Source organism: Azospirillum sp. BE72 (genome assembly GCF_031455875.1).
Taxonomy (GTDB): Bacteria; Pseudomonadota; Alphaproteobacteria; order Azospirillales; family Azospirillaceae; genus Azospirillum.
Genome location: NZ_JAVDTO010000001.1, coordinates 1,175,976 through 1,192,684, shown reverse-complemented (window position 1 = coordinate 1,192,684; position 16,709 = coordinate 1,175,976). Strand labels below are relative to the sequence as shown.

The 16,709-nt window shown below is 63.4% G+C and carries 15 protein-coding genes; 8 read left to right on the top strand and 7 right to left on the bottom strand.

Annotation, left to right across the window (positions count from 1 at the left end):
• The first annotated feature begins 59 nt into the window (after positions 1-59).
• From J2Y49_RS05845 to J2Y49_RS05825, 5 genes are all read left to right on the top strand, one after another.
• Entirely contained in the window at positions 60-1,346 is a 1,287-nt protein-coding gene (locus J2Y49_RS05845) for a cyclopropane-fatty-acyl-phospholipid synthase family protein (RefSeq protein ID WP_310113163.1), read from the top strand.
• Positions 1,347-1,671: 325 nt separating this feature from the next.
• Positions 1,672-2,895 (top strand): NADP-dependent isocitrate dehydrogenase, encoded by a 1,224-nt coding sequence (locus tag J2Y49_RS05840; protein WP_310113161.1) that lies wholly within the window; start codon positions 1,672-1,674, stop codon positions 2,893-2,895.
• Between the two features lie 131 nt (positions 2,896-3,026).
• A complete protein-coding gene (locus J2Y49_RS05835; protein WP_310113159.1) occupies positions 3,027-3,407 on the top strand; it encodes an oxidoreductase in 381 nt (126 codons plus the stop codon).
• A gap of 102 nt (positions 3,408-3,509) precedes the next feature.
• A complete protein-coding gene (locus tag J2Y49_RS05830) occupies positions 3,510-4,466 on the top strand; it encodes an SPFH domain-containing protein (RefSeq protein WP_310113157.1) in 957 nt (318 codons plus the stop codon).
• Positions 4,467-4,470: 4 nt separating this feature from the next.
• Positions 4,471-4,941, top strand: a complete 471-nt coding sequence (locus J2Y49_RS05825) for an NfeD family protein (RefSeq protein ID WP_310113155.1) — start codon at positions 4,471-4,473, stop codon at positions 4,939-4,941.
• A 171-nt stretch (positions 4,942-5,112) separates the two neighbouring features.
• On the opposite strand, the gene J2Y49_RS05820 is transcribed toward J2Y49_RS05825, so the two are convergent.
• From J2Y49_RS05820 to J2Y49_RS05795, 6 genes are all read right to left on the bottom strand, one after another.
• Positions 5,113-5,505 (bottom strand): VOC family protein, encoded by a 393-nt coding sequence (locus J2Y49_RS05820; protein WP_310113154.1) that lies wholly within the window; start codon positions 5,503-5,505, stop codon positions 5,113-5,115.
• Positions 5,506-5,622: 117 nt separating this feature from the next.
• Positions 5,623-5,991, bottom strand: coding sequence for a GcrA family cell cycle regulator (locus J2Y49_RS05815; RefSeq protein WP_014247983.1), 369 nt, complete (start codon positions 5,989-5,991; stop codon positions 5,623-5,625).
• A 173-nt stretch (positions 5,992-6,164) separates the two neighbouring features.
• Positions 6,165-6,980 (bottom strand): anti-sigma factor, encoded by an 816-nt coding sequence (locus tag J2Y49_RS05810; RefSeq protein WP_310113152.1) that lies wholly within the window; start codon positions 6,978-6,980, stop codon positions 6,165-6,167.
• The gene (locus tag J2Y49_RS05805) at positions 6,980-7,498 is read right to left on the bottom strand and encodes an RNA polymerase sigma factor (protein ID WP_244442455.1); all 519 of its coding nucleotides are present in this window, start codon (positions 7,496-7,498) and stop codon (positions 6,980-6,982) included. Before J2Y49_RS05805 ends, J2Y49_RS05810 begins: the two co-directional genes overlap by 1 nt.
• A 77-nt stretch (positions 7,499-7,575) precedes the next feature.
• A complete protein-coding gene (locus J2Y49_RS05800; RefSeq protein WP_149221869.1) occupies positions 7,576-9,021 on the bottom strand; it encodes an NADP-dependent isocitrate dehydrogenase in 1,446 nt (481 codons plus the stop codon).
• Between the two features lie 147 nt (positions 9,022-9,168).
• Positions 9,169-11,298, bottom strand: coding sequence for a multicopper oxidase family protein (locus J2Y49_RS05795; RefSeq protein ID WP_310113147.1), 2,130 nt, complete (start codon positions 11,296-11,298; stop codon positions 9,169-9,171).
• Between the two features lie 273 nt (positions 11,299-11,571).
• Between J2Y49_RS05795 and J2Y49_RS05790 the strand changes: the two genes are divergently transcribed.
• On the top strand, positions 11,572-13,785 hold the full coding sequence (locus tag J2Y49_RS05790) for a SulP family inorganic anion transporter (RefSeq protein ID WP_310113146.1): 2,214 nt from the start codon (positions 11,572-11,574) through the stop codon (positions 13,783-13,785).
• A 78-nt stretch (positions 13,786-13,863) separates the two neighbouring features.
• Here J2Y49_RS05790 and J2Y49_RS05785 read toward each other — a convergent pair whose 3' ends face one another.
• A complete protein-coding gene (locus tag J2Y49_RS05785; RefSeq protein ID WP_310113144.1) occupies positions 13,864-14,643 on the bottom strand; it encodes a hypothetical protein in 780 nt (259 codons plus the stop codon).
• Between the two features lie 199 nt (positions 14,644-14,842).
• On the opposite strand from J2Y49_RS05785, the gene J2Y49_RS05780 reads away from it, so the two are divergent.
• Together J2Y49_RS05780 and J2Y49_RS05775 are read left to right on the top strand one after the other, a co-directional pair.
• Positions 14,843-15,853: a ParA family protein gene (locus J2Y49_RS05780; RefSeq protein WP_310113142.1), complete on the top strand. Its 1,011-nt coding sequence runs from the start codon at positions 14,843-14,845 to the stop codon at positions 15,851-15,853.
• Positions 15,837-16,703: an SIR2 family protein gene (locus J2Y49_RS05775; protein WP_310113139.1), complete on the top strand. Its 867-nt coding sequence runs from the start codon at positions 15,837-15,839 to the stop codon at positions 16,701-16,703. Before J2Y49_RS05780 ends, J2Y49_RS05775 begins: the two co-directional genes overlap by 17 nt.
• Positions 16,704-16,709 lie beyond the last annotated feature (6 nt).

Sequence of the window (16,709 nt, the reverse complement as noted above, 5' to 3'; positions counted from 1 at the left end):
GATTGCCGCCCCCCTGCCCCGGCGCCATGCTGATTTCGGCACCGCGGAAGGAGTTCGGCATGCTGCTGGTTCGTCTGCTTGCCGCCGCCATGGGCGACGGAACCCTGGATCTCGTCACTGTCGATGGGAAACACCATCGGATCGGCTCCGGCCTACCGAAACTGACGTTGCGGCTCCACGACCGCGCTGTGGAGCGGGACCTGCTGATCAATCCGCGCCTGCGTTTCGGCGAAGCCTATATGGACGGCCGCCTGTCGGTCGAGGGCGGGAGCATCTACGACCTGCTGTCGATGCTGATGAGCGGCAGCGAGGTGCAGGGAGCGCTCGGCCGCGCCGTCGAGACGCTGTCGCCGCTTCTGCGCCGTGCGCAGCAATACAATCCGATGCGGCGCTCGCGGCAGAACGTCGAGCATCACTACAACCTGTCGCGCCAGTTCTATGAACTCTTCCTGGACCGCGACATGCAGTATTCCTGCGCTTATTTTACAGAGCCGGGCCTATCGCTGGACGACGCGCAGGAGGCCAAGAAGCGCCACATCGCGGCGAAGCTGCTGCTGGTGCCGGGCATGCGCGTGCTCGACATCGGCTGCGGCTGGGGTGGCATGGCGCTTTATCTCGCCCGGCACTCAGGCGCGCGGGTGACCGGCATCACGCTGTCCTCTGAACAGTTGGAGGTGGCGAAGCGGCGGGCCGAGGAGGCGGGACTGGCTGACCGCGTCACCTTCGAGTTGCGCGATTACCGCGAATTCGCCACCGCCCATCCGGCCGCCTTCGACCGCATCGTCTCGGTCGGCATGTTCGAGCATGTCGGCGTGCCGCATTACCGCAACTATTTCGACGCCGTTCGCGACATGCTGAACGATGACGGCGTGGCGTTGGTCCACGCCATCGGCCGGCTGGAAGGACCTGGAGCCACCAATCCGTGGATCCGGAAATACATCTTCCCCGGTGGCTACTCCCCCGCCCTGTCGGAGGTGCTGCCGGTCATCGAGCGATCCGGACTGTTCACGACCGACCTGGAGGTGCTGCGCATGCATTACGCGGAGACCCTGCGCCATTGGCGCAGCCGGTTCGACGCGCGGCGGGACGAAGCAAAGGCGCTGTATGACGAACGCTTCTGCAGGATGTGGGAGTTTTACCTGGTAGGTGCGGAACTGGCATTTCGGCTGCAGGGACACATGGTGTTCCAGGTGCAGGTCGCACGCACCCTGGGTGCGGTGCCGCTGACCCGCGACTACATGGTGAATGCGGAACGCCATCTGGCAGACGCGTCGGCAGGAATCGAGGCAACCGTCGGCACTGGGCGTAAGCTCCGGCCTGCACACACCCCGGAGTCGGCGACCTGAACGGTGGAGGAAGCTGATCAGCGCATTTTGATCGGCTGCCGGCCTCTGGAAAGCCGCAATCCGGCCAACCGGTAATACCAATTGACCATCATGGCCGGCTGCAGTGCCGCGTTGCAAGCGGAATCGTGCGACATCGACGCCTAAGCCGCCGCCGTACCTTCCTTTCCGTCACGGGGCGATGCTATATAACCGCGATTGATTTCCGCCCGGGGTACCGGGGAGCCACCCATGCGGCATGCTCCCTGGCAACAAGCGCCCGCTGGACGACGCGCCCGGCTCCCAAGGAATGACAACGCCCTTACCCGTTCGGGGAGATCTCGCACCCATGACCAAGATCAAGGTAGCCAATCCGGTCGTCGAACTCGACGGCGACGAGATGACGCGCATCATCTGGCAGTTCATCAAAGACAAGCTGATCCTGCCCTACCTCGACATCGATCTGAAGTACTACGACCTCGGCATCGAGAACCGCGACAAGACCGACGACAAGGTCACCGTCGAGTCGGCGAACGCCATCAAGCAGTATGGCGTCGGCGTGAAGTGCGCGACCATCACCCCGGATGAGGCGCGGGTGAAGGAGTTCAACCTCAAGAAGATGTGGAAGTCGCCGAACGGCACGATCCGCAACATCCTGGGCGGCACCGTCTTCCGCGAGCCGATCGTCTGCTCGAACGTTCCGCGCTACGTCCCGGGCTGGACCAAGCCGATCATCATCGGCCGCCACGCCTTCGGCGACCAGTACAAGGCCACCGACTTCGTCGTTCCCGGCCCGGGCAAGCTGACCATCAAGTGGGAAGCGGCCGAGGGCGGCGAGAAGATCGAGCATGAAGTCTACGACTTCCCCGGCGCCGGCGTGGCGATGGGCATGTACAACCTCGACGAGTCGATCGAGGGCTTCGCCCACTCCAGCCTCATGTACGGCCTGGAGCGCGGCTACTCGGTCTATCTGTCGACGAAGAACACGATCCTGAAGGCCTACGACGGCCGCTTCAAGGACATCTTCCAGAAGATCTTCGACGAGAGCTACGCCGACCAGTTCAAGGCCAAGGGTCTGGTCTATGAACACCGCCTGATCGACGACATGGTCGCTTCGGCCCTGAAGTGGGAGGGCGGTTTCGTCTGGGCCTGTAAGAACTACGACGGCGACGTGGAATCGGACGTCGTGGCGCAGGGCTTCGGTTCGCTGGGTCTGATGACCTCGGTGCTGGTGACGCCGGACGGCAAGACCGTGGAGGCCGAGGCCGCCCACGGCACGGTGACCCGCCACTACCGCGAACACCAGAAGGGCAAGGAAACCTCGACCAACCCGATCGCCTCGATCTATGCCTGGACCCAGGGTCTGGCCTATCGCGGCAAGTTCGATAACACGCCGGACGTCGTCAAGTTTGCCCAGACCCTGGAGCGCGTCTGCGTCGAGACCGTCGAATCCGGCTACATGACCAAGGATCTCGCCATCCTGATCGGCCCGCAGCAGCCGTGGATGACCACCAAGCAGTTCCTGGACAAGCTGTCGGACAATCTGGAAAAGAAGATGGCCGCCTGGTCGTAAGGCCGGCGCTGTCTTTCTCAGGGTGCGACGCCGCGTCCGGGTCAAACCGGACCGCGGCTCGGCTAGGGTTCCGGCGGGGAGTTTCGGCTCCCCGCCTTTTTCTTGTCCAGTTCAGGAAAGGACCGAACCCGATGCCCAACGATCTGTTCCGCGTCGCCGTCGTCGGCGCCGGCGAGACCGGAACGCCCCTGCTGCGTAAGCTGCTGGCCGCCCCATTCGTCGAACTTCTGGGCGTGGCCGACCTTGATGCAGAGGCGCCGGGCATGCGCCTCGCCAGCCACCGCGGCGTCAAGACCACCACCGACTTCCAGGAATTGGCTCGTTTGGGCGAGCAACTGGACGTGCTGATCGATGTCACGGGCGTGCCGGCGGTCCGCGAATCCCTGCGCAAGGCGATGCAGGAAACCGGCAACCATCACACGGTAATCGTCCACGAGATGGTCGTGCAATTGATGCTGTCGCTCCTGAATGGCGAATTGGTGCGCTTGAAGCACGACACGCAGGAGTATTGAGGCGGCGGCATTTGCAGGCTCCGCGAATTGCCTCATGATGGGCGGAGGGTGTCCACTGCGGCGCCCGCCCATGTCAAGAGCCCATGTCAGGAGCGGCCATCGATGGAACTCGGCATTCTGGTCATTGCGGCGTTCGTTCTGGTCGTCATTTTGGCGATCACCAGTGTCCGCATCGTCCCCCAGGGGTTCAACTTCATCGTCGAACGGCTGGGCCGTTATCAGGAAACCCTGCCGCCGGGCTTCAACGTCATTTTTCCGGTCATCAGCTCCGTCCGCGCGAAGGTCGACATGCGCGAGACGGTGGTGGACGTGCCATCGCAGAGTGTCATCACCAAGGACAACGCCGCAGTGACTGCCGATGGCGTGCTGTATTTTCAGGTGCTTGATCCAATGAAGGCGACCTATGAGGTCAACGACCTGCAGCGGGCGATCCAGACGCTGGCGATGACCACCACCCGCACGGTGATGGGCTCCATGGACCTCGACGAGTTGCTGAGCCAGCGCGAAGCGATCAACGCCAGCCTGCTCCGCGCGGTGGACGAGGCGACTGCCTCCTGGGGAGTGCGGGTGACCCGTATCGAGTTGCGCGACATCACCCCGCCCGAGGATATCGTGCAGGCGATGGGCCGCCAACTGAAGGCGGAGCGCCTCCGTCGTGCCCAGATTTTGGAGGCCGACGCCGAGAAGGAGAGCCAGATCCGCATTGCCCAGGGCAAGCTGGAGGCCGCCAAGCTGGAGGCCGAAGCGCGTGAACGGTTGGCCGAGGCGGAAGCCAAGGCGACCCGGTTGGTCTCGGAGGCGGTGGCACAGGGATCGAACCAGGCCCTGGGCTATTTCCTTGGTCAAAAATATATGGAGGCACTGAAGGCCTTCGCCGCCTCTCCAAACCAGAAGACCATGATCCTGCCGGTGGAACTGGCCGGCGTCGCCGGTGCCCTGGCGGGGCTGGGCGATTTGCTGCGCGACGCCACCCCGCCCCGGACACCCGCCGCATCACAGCCCCCGCCGCGCAATCCGTGGTCAGTGCCACCGACTTCGTCCTCGGCGGACGGGGAGTGACCGCATGTCGCCGCTGCTGTGGGGAGCGCTGGGTGCCTTGCTGATTGCAGCGGAATTGGTGCTGCCCGGAATCTTCCTGATCTGGTTCGGCGGGGCGGCTTTGCTGACCGGCCTCGTCACTGCGCTCTGGCATGATTGGGGGCTGATCAACGAGGCCGGCTTCTTCACCATCGCCGCAGGCGCCGCGGTGGGCATCGCCATCGCCCACGCCCGGCGGCGCAACGCGTCGGCCGAAGCCGACGCCTCACGGATCAACGACCGCGCAGGCCAGTTGGTCGGCAGGGCAGTGATGCTGACTGAACCGATCGCCAACGGTCACGGACGCGTGTTCGTCGGCGACACGCTATGGGCGGTGGAAGGGCCGGACCGGCCGGCCGGAGCCGCCATGGTGGTCGCCGGGCACCGCGGAATGATACTGCTGCTTCAAGATGCGATGGAGCCACGGCAGGGTACGTATGACGGTGCCGCGAAGTGACCGGGAAGCCGCCGAAAAGGTGCTGCCATGCCGATGAACCGTCTCCTTCCCCACGGAGCCAGGAAGCTCCGTTGGAGGAACGCCGAGCGCGAACAGGCGGTGAAAGCAGAAATGGTTGGCGTTGAGCAGGGTGACTGCCGTTGTCCGCCGGCCTGTTGCGAGGTGGCGGCCTTATCCCCCGGCGACCGGTGAGCAGATCTCGACCAGACATCCATCCATATCGCGGACATAGCCGACGATCTGACCCCAGGGCTTCTCGACCGGCGATGATACGGCATCCGCTCCCGCGGCGATGGCCGTCGCATAGGCCGCCCGCGGATCGTCGGTCACGAGAGCGATCTCGAAACCGGAAGAAATCTCGCCCTTACGGTTGGGGCGGATCGCGAGGCCATTCATTTCGGCCATCGGCTCACCGGCGAAGGCCAAGGTCGTTTCACCGGTATCGAGTTCTGCGTACAGGTTGCTTTCATGCACGAAGCGACGCTTCAGGCCGAAGGCACGTTCGTAGAAATCAATCGTGGCAAGCACGTCGGCAACATAGATGATGGTGTATCCGAGCTTCATGATGCGCTCCCGACCTGTTTGCGGCGCCCCGCTTTCTGCGTTCTTCCCCTTGCGGCCACCAAACAAAAAAGCCCGCCTCTCCCCCGAGAGCGGGCTTTTGAACAGCCGTTCGGCGGATCAGGCAGCGCCGACGTTGCGGTCCTCGTCACGCTTCTTGCTGCCCGATGCCGGCTGGTAGGCCAGGGCGGCATGTTCGGCGCAATAGGGCATGCCGGGCAAGGCGGTCTTGCCGCAGAAATGGAAGTCCTGGTGCTTGGGATCGCCGACCGGCCATTTGCACATCCGCTCCGTCAGAGCAAGGATGGTGGCGCCACGCGTCGGTTTCTTCTTGATGGGCGACGGCCGGCCTGACAAGCCCAGACGGTGGGCCTTGCCGATGACCGCGTTGCGGGTGATGTCTCCCAGAATGTCGGCGATCTCGCTCGCGCTCAACCCCTGGGACCAGAGATCCTTGAGCTGTTGAATCCGCTCGTCCGTCCAACTCATCCCCGAGTACTCCCGATCCGGTGTCCGGTTATGTTGTGGCAAACAGGTCACGGTCTAGTGCCGTTTTCCATAAGCCGCAACATTTTGTGCCAGCCGTTGAGGAAGCTACCAGATGACGGCCGCTGACGATAGGGGGCGCGGCAACATTCCTGTTGATAAGTCGGTGGGTAGACTCATGAATTCAGAGCGCCATAAACCTCCTCCGCGACGCCGGACAAAGTGTCCCGATCGAGCTCCCCGGTAACGGCCAGCGCTAAGCCATTGTCTTGCCAATACAAAGCGCGCACCCCACCATCCTCGGCGAAACGGAACGCTGAACCAGAGGTGTTATGGGCAGGGCGGATATACAACGTGATGCGACGCCCGGCCGCATCCTCGTACATGTACAAGGCCACAGGTCCAACGGAATCGGCCAGAAGACGCCCACCGATCAGCTGGTAACCTCCTCGTGTGACTTTTGGGCAACGCATATTTTTGCCCAGCCGCTTGGACAGCCAGTTCACCAGATGCGCCTCATCCTCCACGCCGATCTCGACCGGATGGCGGACCTCGACGGCGAAGACGCGGTGAGCAGCGACGGCATCGGCGATGAAAGCGGCGGTCGGGGGCTCCGCGCCCCCGGCCATCCGGTCGCGCAGAAACCAGCCGCCGGTCCCGCCGGCAACGAAGACCAGGAGGGAGGCGGCGACCGCCGTACCCCACAGCGCGCCCTTGCCCCACTGCGCGACACTCCAGCGGCGGGATGCGGGGTTCGGATGCTCCCGCGCGGTGAAGGGCGGCGTCAGGCGGTCGGGCAGCGGCTGGTCGATCAGCGGGCCGAAGCACTGCCCAAGCATGGCACGCTGAGCACGATAGCGTTCGAAGCGCTGGGCGATCTCGGGATGGTCGGCGAGGTGGCGCTCGATATCGGCCAGACGCTCCTCCGGCAATTCGCCGTCCAGCCAAGCGTGCAGCTCGGCCTCGGTTACGGGATTGCGGGTGCCGCTCATCACTTTATCCTCCTGACCACCTGCTGGGTTCCACCGTCCAGCAGGACCCTCAGCTTTTCGCGCGCTCGGGCCAGCCGCGACATCACCGTCCCGATCGGCAATCCAAGAACCTCCGCCACCTCGCGGTAGGACAGCCCCTCCATTCCCGTCAGCAGCAGGATGGTGCGGTGTTCGTCGCTCAACTGCGCGAAGGCGCGAGCGAAGTCGCGCACCGCCCCGCGGTCGGCCGGCGGTGCGCTCAGCGCCAGATCGTCGGCCAAATCCTCCACCGGCACCTCCGCCCCTCGCCGCCGCCGCCCACGCTGGCCGGAGATGTGCAGGTTGTGCAGGATGGTCATCAGCCAGCCGCCGAGCTTCGACGGGTCCCGCAGCGCATGGCGGTTGGCCAGCGCCTTCTCCACGCAGTCCTGCACCAGATCGTCGGCGTCGGAACGGTTGCCCACCAGGGCGGTGGCATAGCGCCGAAGCCGTGGCACATGGTCGGCGATGGCGCGGTCATCGATATCGGGCGGGCTCATCAAAGATCCGGGAAGGGCGTCGTCACCGGTCATGACGCCCCACCCCGCCGTTTTATTCCGGCCGCGCCCATCGAACTTCACTGCCCCGGCGAGGAGAAGCCGGCCTTGCCGTCGAAATTGCAGAGGTTCTCGGTCTGGGTGAAGTCGATCCCGGCTTCCGCCAGCCGCCCCAGCAACTCGACGATGGCCCCGTGCTGCACCGGCCCGCCATGCGCCAGGAAGCGGCAGCGCCAATGGTCGGTGCAGAAGACGTCGGCGTTGCCGTCCGGCCAGACCCGTTGCGAGCGGTTGGAGATGCTGGCGAGCGTCAGCGCCTCGGTCGACAGCGGCAGCACCAGTTCCGCCAGATCGTCCGGCAGGCCGCCGGACCATTGCAGGAAAACGTCGACCCCCACCAGTTCCTTGAGCGCACGGACGCGCGGCGCCAGCCGGTTCAGCCCGTCATAGGCGGGCCGCATGGTGGAGTAACCGACCGGCGGCATGGTGACGGGGGTCTGCCCCAGCCGCTCCACCACCGCCTCGGCGAAGGCGTTGGTGCCGGCGCGCACCCGGCCCAGGCCGCGGGCGTAGATGTCGGCGGTATGGATGCCGTCCTCGATCGTCTTCAGCCACGCATTGTGGATGCGCGCGGCGATGTCGCCCTGGCCGATATGGACCAGCATCATCACCGCGGCCATCAGCAGGCCGGACGGGTTGGCGATGCCCTGTCCGGCGATCATCGGGGCGGAGCCGTGGATCGCCTCGAACATGGCGCAGGTCTCGCCGATGTTGGCCGAGCCGGCCAGTCCGACCGAGCCGGTCAGCTGGGCTGCAATGTCCGACACGATGTCGCCGTACAGGTTCAGGGTGACGATGACGTCGAAGCGCTCCGGCTGGTCGGCCAGCCGGGCGGCGCCGATGTCGACGATCATGTGGTCGGCCTTGATCTCCGGATAATCGGCGGCGATTTCGTAGAAGATCTTCAGGAACAGCCCGTCCGTCATCTTCATGACGTTGTCCTTGACGAAGGCCGTCACCTTTTGCCGGTGGTTGGAGCGGGCGAAGTCGAAGGCGTAGCGGACGATGCGCTCCGAGCCCGGACGCGAGATCAGCTTCACCGACTGGATCACGTCATCGGTCTGCCGGTGCTCGATGCCGGCGTAGAGGTCTTCCTCGTTCTCGCGGATGATGACCACGTCCATGCGTGGATGCCGGGTCCGCACATAGGGGTGGTAGGACACGCAGGGACGGACATTGGCGAACAGGCCCAGCGTGGTGCGGGCGACGACGTTCAGCGACTTGTTGCCGTATCCCTGGGGCATGGTGATCGGCCCCTTCAGGAAGACCCGCGTGCGGCGGATCGACCCCCAGCCGGCGGCGTCCAGCCCGCCGGGATGGCCGCGCTTGTAGACCGCCTCGCCCGCCGGAACCTCTTCCACCTTCAGCCGCGCGCCGGCGGCAGTCATCACATGTAGCACCGCGTCCGTGATCTCTGGGCCGATGCCGTCGCCGCGGGCGACCGTGACGGGGGTGATATCGCGCATGCACTCACTCCAAGGGGACGCGCGACCGTAGACGGAAACCGGGGGATTTTTCAATGGTTGGAGGCAGCGACGGATCGCAGCAACCGGCCGGGGACGGCGGGGTTCCCCCTCTTCCCGCTTGGGCGGGGAAGAGGGGGGGCGCACCGGTCAGTGATGGGCCCCGGCAAGGCCGCCGCGGCCGTCCGGCACGCCGATGCTGACATTCTGCATCATGCCCTGGTCCTCGTGGTCGAGGATGTGGCAGTGCAGGACATATTCGCCGATGAAGCGCTCGTATCGGGTGCGGACGGTCACCTTGTAGGCGCCCTTCGGCGGCGCGGTGGAGCTGAGCGGCTGGCTGATGTCGCTCTTCACCCAGATGGTGTCCTTCCACACGCCCTTCATGCCGGCATAGTCGGGGTCGCCGGAGCCGGCTTCGCTGACGTCGCGCCCGTCGGGGCCGATGATCGACACGACCTGGAACGGGTTGACGTGGATGTGGAAGGGGTGACTGACGAAGTAGGACTGCAGTTCCCACTGCTGGGCCGTGCCCAGCACCACCGGCCGGTCGACCACGCTCGGCTGGTAGGCGGACGCCCCCTTGGGGCCATAGGTGCCGTCGGGGTTCTGCACCACCTCGAAGCTGTTGGAGACCTGGAACAGCGGGTTGGTCCGCGTCGCATCCTTGGGCGGGATGTTGATGTAGAAGACCAGTTCCTGCTTGGGCTGGTGCACCACCTCATGCTCGGTGATCGGCGGGTGGGCGGTGAAGCGGGTGAAGCGCGGGCAATAGGGGGTGTCGACCATCGTCTTGCCGCCCATTGCTTTCTCGGGGCAGCGGGCGTTCAGGTCGCCGATCACCTCCTTGGCGACGGCCGGCGCGTATTTGGTCGCGTTGACCGACAGCTGGCGGATGATCTCCTTCACCGGGTCCTTGACCACGCGGTCGCCGCGCACGCGGACGAAGCCGAGCACGCCGGTGGAGGTCGCCGTCTGGTCGGGGCTGGCGTTGGCGTCCGCCGGCTTGTTGACCACGCAGTAGATGCCGGGTTCGGGGAAGTTGACCAGCAGATCGTCACGATAGCCCGGCTGCATCGGCACGCTGGTGCGCACCTGCCCCTCGGTCATGGTCAGGCCGTCCGCTGCGGCCAGGATGTAGGGGACCGGTTGCCCGGTGCAGCGTTCCTTGGCGAAGCGGTCCTGCTCGGCGGCCGACAGGGTCTTCTCCCGCTGGAAGAAGTCGGTGACGTCGAGCTTGCGGAACTCCACCGTGATGGGGGAGCGCACGCCGCCATGGATCAGGCGCCAGCGCTCGGTCTCGCCGACCTTGGCATTGGCGAAGATCGGACGCACGCGGCCGTTGACGGTGGTGAAGCGCCCGGATTGTTCCCAGGTGCCCGGCCCGAACTGATCGTAGGACACGATCTCGCCCACCTCGCCCGGCGCGCAGCTCCAGTCGATGGTCTTCTTCACCGGATCGATGTACTTCAGCTTGCCGTCCTTGGTGCAGGCGTAGGGGATCTGCTCGAACAGCAGGACCCGCTCTGTCATCGCCACACCCTTGGGGCTCTTCAGCAGGGTGTCGAGGTCGCCGTTGGCGTCCTTGGTCGGCGGACGGTCGCCGCGGATGATCAGCGCGCCGGCCATGCCGCTGCCGACCTGCAGCGCGGTGGAGCCGTGGCGGTGCGGGTGGTACCAGAAGGTGCCCGCCGGATGATCGGCCGGGATGTTGTATTCATATTCGAACGCGACGCCGGGATTGATCGACACCAGCACATTGTCGCTGTTGCCGGTCGGGCTGACCCAGACGCCGTGGCTGTGCAGGTTGGTGCCGTTGAAGCAGTGCGGGTTGTTGATGTCCGCCTGCGCCTGATTGTTGCAGTCGGGATCGGCCGGCAGCTGGTTCTGCAGCTTGATGCGGACGGTATCGCCCGGCGTCGCTTCGATGGTGGGGGCGACATAGGGGTGGTTGGGGTCGACATCGGTGCCGCGGTAGCTGCGCAGCCGCACCGGGTCGGGCCGCCCCTGCGCCGGGTTGCGGATGTAGCCGTCGGTGAAGGTCACGAACAGGTCGTAATTGCGAACCTGGCCGGCATGCGGCCGGGGGGCCGCCTGGGGCTGGCGCAGCAGAAGCGAACCGGCGCGCGGCGAGGCGGAATTGCTCAGCAGCGGCGGATTGCCGAACGCCTCGCCGGCCGGCTCGGCGCTGCCCTTGGCGGGAGCGGTTGCCGCCATGGCGGCCGGCTCCATCCCCAGCGCCAGGGGCAGCAGCACGCCCAATAAGTATGCATTCTTCATGAAATGCTCCATCTGATACGGATCATGGAGGGTATGATGCGTCTTAAAAATTGTTAATTGTAACATTGTCACACGTTGAATCATGCGGCGCCTGTCGATGGGCAACTGCGCAATGCTGGGTGGAAGAACACAATTCATCACCGCATACAGCTTGCCTGAGGCCGGGAAAATCTGCTCACTGTCGCGCCTGCGCCGACGTCCGGCGCCGTAGAAATCAGGCTCCCCGCAGCAGTGGCCGAAGCTGGCCAGAGAAACCGGACCCCACCCGAAATCATGAGCGACGCGCTTCCGCAGAACAGACAGGCCGGACGCGGCAAAACCCTGGTCGCTTCGGTGATGATCGGGCTGATCGCCGGCATCGACAATTTGGGCAACGGGCTGGCGATCGCGGCACTTCTGTTCACTGGCCCGCTGATGACCGGGCTGGGTGCCGGGGTCGGCGTGGTTCTGTTGAGCGCCGCGATCCTGGCCCTGCTGGTCGCCTTGCGCAGCACGCAGCCGAACTCCGTCGCCCTGGTGCAGGAGACGGGGGTCGCCATCCTCGCCTCCACCGTCGCGACCATGGCGGCGGGCCTGCAGGACGCGCCGGACGGGGTGAAGGTCGCCACCGCCTTCGCGATCCTGGGCGGCAGCACGCTGGTGACCGGGCTGCTGTTCTGGATGGTGGGACGGCTGCGGCTGGGCCGGCTGGTGCGCTTCTTCCCGTATCCGGTGGTGGCCGGCTTCCTCGCCGGGTCGGGCTGGCTGCTGGTGGAAGGCGCGCTGGCGATGGTCAGCGGGCGGCATGGGCTGGCGGCCGGCATCGCCGAATTGGCGAGCCCGGCCATTGCCTTCACCGCTACGGCGGCGGCCGGGCTGGCGGCACTGCTGGTCGCGGTGATGCGGCGCAGCGACAGCCCCTTCGCCATGCCGCTGGTGCTGCTGGCGGCTGCGCTGGCCTTCCATGCGGCCCTGCCCCTGCTGGGGCTGACGGCGGAACAGGTGCGCGGCTGGGGCTGGCTGCCGGGCATGGCCGGGGATGCGGGGTTCAGCCTGCCGGTGCCGACCGAGATCCTGGCCCTGACCGACTGGGGCCGGGTGGCGGAGGCGGTGCCGGCGATGGTGTCGGTCGCCGTGCTGGGCATGCTGGGCCTTCTGTTGAATGTCAGCGGGATCGAACTGGCGCAGGGCCGCGACATCGACGCGGACGCGGAGCTGCGGTCCACCGGTGCCGCCAACCTGATGGCCGGGGCGCTGGGCGGGCCGTCGGGATATGTCGGGCTGGGGATGACGCTGCTGGCCGGGCGGATGGGCGCCACCGGGCGCGGGGCCGGGCTGGCGACCGCGGCGGTGATCCTCGGTGGGTTGTTTGTTGCGGGATGGCTGGTGTCGGTGACGCCGGTGTTCCTGACCGCCGGGCTGATCCTGTTCCTGGGGGTCGAGCTGCTGATGGAGTGGCTGGTCGAGGCCCGCCACCGCCTGCCGCGGACGGAGTGGCTGATCGTGCTGGCCGTGGTGCTGGCGATCGCCGGTATCGGCTTCATGGAGGGGTTGGCGCTGGGGCTGGCGGTGTCGCTGGCCATGTTCGTCTACAGCTATTCCCGGCTGCCTGTGATCCGCGGCCGTCACAGCGGAGCCGAGTTGCGGAGCCGCGTCGACCGCAGCCCGGCGGCGAGCCTGCATCTGACCGGCGCCGGCGCGGCCATCGAGGCGATGCAGTTGCAGGGATACCTGTTCTTCGGCACCGCCGAGCAGATCGTCGCCCCGGTCCGCCGCCGGCTGGAGCAGGCGGGCGGGCAGCCCTTGCGCTTCCTGGTCATCGATTTCCGCCACATCAAGGGCATGGATTCGGCGGCGGCCGGGGTGTTCCGCCGCATCCGCAACCTGATGGAGGCGGCCGGCGCCACCCTGGTGCTGAGCGCCCTGCCCGCCGCCGTCGAGGACGCCTTCCGCGCCAGCGGCCTGGACCCCGAAGGCGACCCGGTGCTGCGCCGCGCCCCCGACCTGGACCATGCGCTGGAATCCTGCGAGGAGGCGCTGCTGGCCGAAACCGGGCGGGACGGCAGTGACGCCCCGCTGCTGCGCCATCTGGAGGGGATGACCGGACCGCACCCGCGGCTGGGCGACGCGGTGGCGGCGCTCGATACCCTGCATTTGCAGCCGGACGAGCTGCTGATCCGCGCCGGGGAGGCAGCGAGCGACATCTTCATCATCGGCAGCGGCCGGGTGAAGGTGCAGATCACCCTGCCCGACGGCCGGCCGCTGCGCCTGCGCACCATGACCGCCGGGGCGGTGGTGGGGGAGATCGCCCTGCTGCTGGGCCAGACCCGCGGCGCCGACGTGGTGGTGGAGGCGCCCTCCACCATCCACCGCCTGACCGCCGCGACTCTGGCCCGGCTGGAGCGCGAGGACCCCGAACTGGCGCTGGTCCTGCACCGCATCCTGGCGACCACGCTGGCCCAGAAGGTGACTCTGGCGAACCGGGTGATCGAGCAGGCTGCGGGCTGAGGCGGTGAGTTGGCGGTGAATGGAACGTTTGAAACGCCGTGAGCCGGTTTCGCGGCAGCGTTCAACCGTTTCATCTGTTCACCGGCGGCGGGTGTACGGCCCCTCCCCGCCCTGCCGTTCCAGCGCGGACCCGAGATTGGGATAAGGATCGCTGGGATTGTAGGTCCAGGGATAGACGCCCTTCGGCCCCTCGGCCTCCGGCCGAGCGAGGATGGCGGCGATGTTGTCCGGATCGGGCTGCCGACGCTCGCGGATCGCACCGGGGACGCTGTCGTCGTCGAAATCGGGGATCGGCGTGGCCGGCGCTTCGGCGGGCGGGATTTCCGGGGCGGCGGGAGCGGCGGCGCGGTTGCCGGGGGAGGCCGGGGTGGCATCCGTCCGCTCGGCGCCGAACTCCTTGAGCAGGCCCAGCTTCTCGGCCAGCCAGCGCACGGTGCCGGGATCGCCGATGGAGACCAGCCGTTCGATCTGCTCCGTCACCAGGGCGCGGAGCGAGGACAGGCGAAGCTCCGCCTCCCGGTTCAGCGCCTGCCTCTCCCACCAGACCCGATGGCGGAAGTGCTGCGCGCCGTAATAGGCCCGCCACAGCGTGGTGCGGCTGCAGCCCATGGCACGGGCGACCTGCTGGAAGGAGGCACCGCGCGCCAGCATGCCGGCGGCCATGATCCACTGTTCCTCGTGGAAGCGCGAACCGGTGACGAGGGAGCCGTCCGGCGGGACCGGCGGTTCCTCCGCCCAGCAGGGGAAGCGGTCGGCGGGACGGGCGGCGGAGGTGGTGGCTTCGGCGGGGTCAGGCAGTCGGGCATGGGGCGGCTCCTGGGCCGGTTGGGTGAACGCTCCTGTTCTGGCGGAAAACATAATGCGGTTATAGGATAACTTTCATATCACAGATCAGGTGAGATAGTGGGCTTTTGAGAAGCGTCGCTCCCAACCTACAGCGGCTAATGTAAGGAATAGTATTTTAATCGCAGGAATACATTCCGATAGCGATCGTCTTGACTATTCAACCTCCCTCCTTACGATACCAATCTCAAATGATTTTCTCCCCAAGTAGAGTATGGCTAGCAATATGAAAGCAGTAGCATTCTTCACTAATAAGGGCGGGGTCGGAAAGACGACTCTCGTTTGTAATTTGGCAGCTTTCCTTAGTAAGAAGAGAGGGAAGAAAGTTCTAATCGTTGACGCTGATCCTCAGGGAAACGCAACTCAGTATATGTTTGATGATAGTGTCATCGAAGAAGTCTACGAGAAGAAAACTGCCTATACAATCTATTCTATGGCTCGCCCACTTTCACAGGGCAAGGGATTCTCCTCTGATAGCACATTCCGCAAATCACCAACATTCGATGTGGATGTTCTTCTCGGCGACCCCCGGCTTGCTCTAATCGAAGACACTCTTGCAGCTGATTGGAATAGCTCCGGAGTGAGAGGATTAAGAACTACATTCATGTTCCGGCATTTTCTTTCTCATTGCAAAGATTACGATTATGTCTTTTTCGATATGGGCCCTTCTCTCGGCTCCATAAATAGGTCCGTACTCATTGGATGCGACTATTTTGTACTTCCACTTTCTATTGATATATTTAGCATTAGAGCAACTGAAAATATATCAACATGGCTAAAAGAGTGGAAGCGACGCCTTGAGCTTCAAATCAGTTCCATTTCTGATATCGAAGAAGTTGAAATTTCTGACATGCAGTTTCGCCTTCAACTTCTCGGATATGTTAATCAGCAATACACAGCAAAAAGAGATGCATCTGGAGAACGCAGGGCTGTAAAGGCTTATGAGAAAATTATGTCAGCAATCCCGGATGCAATCCAAAAGGGAATTATTAATGATCATCAAAAAATTTCAGAGAACATCGAATACAGAATTGGCTCAATTCCGAATCTACACAGCCTTGTCCCAATGTCACAAAGTAGCAGGAAACCAATATTTTCGTTAAAAAGCTCTGATGGAATTGTAGGTGCGCATTTTATGAAAGTCGAAGAATCTAATACGATCTTCGAAGGCATTGCGAATCGCTTTATTGAGAACATTGGTGAGCTAAATGATTACGTGGCCTAACGAAGTAGTTTCTTCAATTGCGAGACGCCGCTCGGTGTTGTTTCTGGGCGCTGGCGTTTCCATGAACTCCAAAAATGATGCAGGAGCATCTCCGCCCTCTTGGAAGGAATTTCTTGAGAAAGCTATCCTACGCTGCCCCGCGCCTCATACAGAGATGAAAAAACTTTTAAACAACGGCGACTATCTTACGTGCTGTCAGATTGCCAAGTATAAACTGAATCATGATTGGGTTCCATTTGTCGAGGAAATGTTTTTAACGCCACAATTCAAACATAACGATCTACATACAGCTATACTTGGACTTGACTCGTCAGTTGTTCTGACTCCAAATCTTGACAAAATATACGACAACTACGCCCAGTCCAAAACCAGTAATCTACTGAAGATAAAAAAATTCTACGATGACGATATTCCAAGAGCATTGCGTGGTGGTGAAAATCAAAGATTAATACTGAAAATTCATGGCTGCATAGACACTCCAGATAAGCTTGTATTCACAAGAGAGGATTACGCCGACATAAGGAATAAAAATGCTAACTTTTATCGCGCTATAGATTCGCTTGTTCTTACTCACACTTTTCTATTCCTTGGATGTGGAATGAATGATCCAGATTTGTCTCTAGTATTAGAGCAATATGCCAGATCGTTTGCTTCAGCACCACCACATTACATTGCATTCTCTGGAAAAATATCCGACGAGTACGGTAAAATGCTACAGAATAACTACAATCTAAGAATACTTCAGTATTCGCCCACCAACAACCATCAGGAACTACTAGAATCTGTTAAAGATCTTTCCAGCCTTGTTGAAGTAAAGAGGCAAGAACTTTCGAACTCCTACCTCTGGTGAACACCC

Coding starts and splice junctions, on each gene's coding strand:
- J2Y49_RS05840 (WP_310113161.1), top strand. CDS start 1,672: ATGACCAAGATCAAGGTAGCCAATCCGGTCGTCGAACTCGACGGCGAC.
- J2Y49_RS05820 (WP_310113154.1), bottom strand. CDS start 5,505: ATGAAGCTCGGATACACCATCATCTATGTTGCCGACGTGCTTGCCACG.
- J2Y49_RS05795 (WP_310113147.1), bottom strand. CDS start 11,298: ATGAAGAATGCATACTTATTGGGCGTGCTGCTGCCCCTGGCGCTGGGG.
- J2Y49_RS05815 (WP_014247983.1), bottom strand. CDS start 5,991: ATGAGTTGGACGGACGAGCGGATTCAACAGCTCAAGGATCTCTGGTCC.
- J2Y49_RS05830 (WP_310113157.1), top strand. CDS start 3,510: ATGGAACTCGGCATTCTGGTCATTGCGGCGTTCGTTCTGGTCGTCATT.
- J2Y49_RS05775 (WP_310113139.1), top strand. CDS start 15,837: ATGATTACGTGGCCTAACGAAGTAGTTTCTTCAATTGCGAGACGCCGC.
- J2Y49_RS05810 (WP_310113152.1), bottom strand. CDS start 6,980: ATGAGCGGCACCCGCAATCCCGTAACCGAGGCCGAGCTGCACGCTTGG.
- J2Y49_RS05800 (WP_149221869.1), bottom strand. CDS start 9,021: ATGCGCGATATCACCCCCGTCACGGTCGCCCGCGGCGACGGCATCGGC.
- J2Y49_RS05805 (WP_244442455.1), bottom strand. CDS start 7,498: ATGAGCCCGCCCGATATCGATGACCGCGCCATCGCCGACCATGTGCCA.
- J2Y49_RS05785 (WP_310113144.1), bottom strand. CDS start 14,643: ATGTTTTCCGCCAGAACAGGAGCGTTCACCCAACCGGCCCAGGAGCCG.
- J2Y49_RS05845 (WP_310113163.1), top strand. CDS start 60: ATGCTGCTGGTTCGTCTGCTTGCCGCCGCCATGGGCGACGGAACCCTG.
- J2Y49_RS05790 (WP_310113146.1), top strand. CDS start 11,572: ATGAGCGACGCGCTTCCGCAGAACAGACAGGCCGGACGCGGCAAAACC.
- J2Y49_RS05825 (WP_310113155.1), top strand. CDS start 4,471: ATGTCGCCGCTGCTGTGGGGAGCGCTGGGTGCCTTGCTGATTGCAGCG.
- J2Y49_RS05780 (WP_310113142.1), top strand. CDS start 14,843: ATGGCTAGCAATATGAAAGCAGTAGCATTCTTCACTAATAAGGGCGGG.
- J2Y49_RS05835 (WP_310113159.1), top strand. CDS start 3,027: ATGCCCAACGATCTGTTCCGCGTCGCCGTCGTCGGCGCCGGCGAGACC.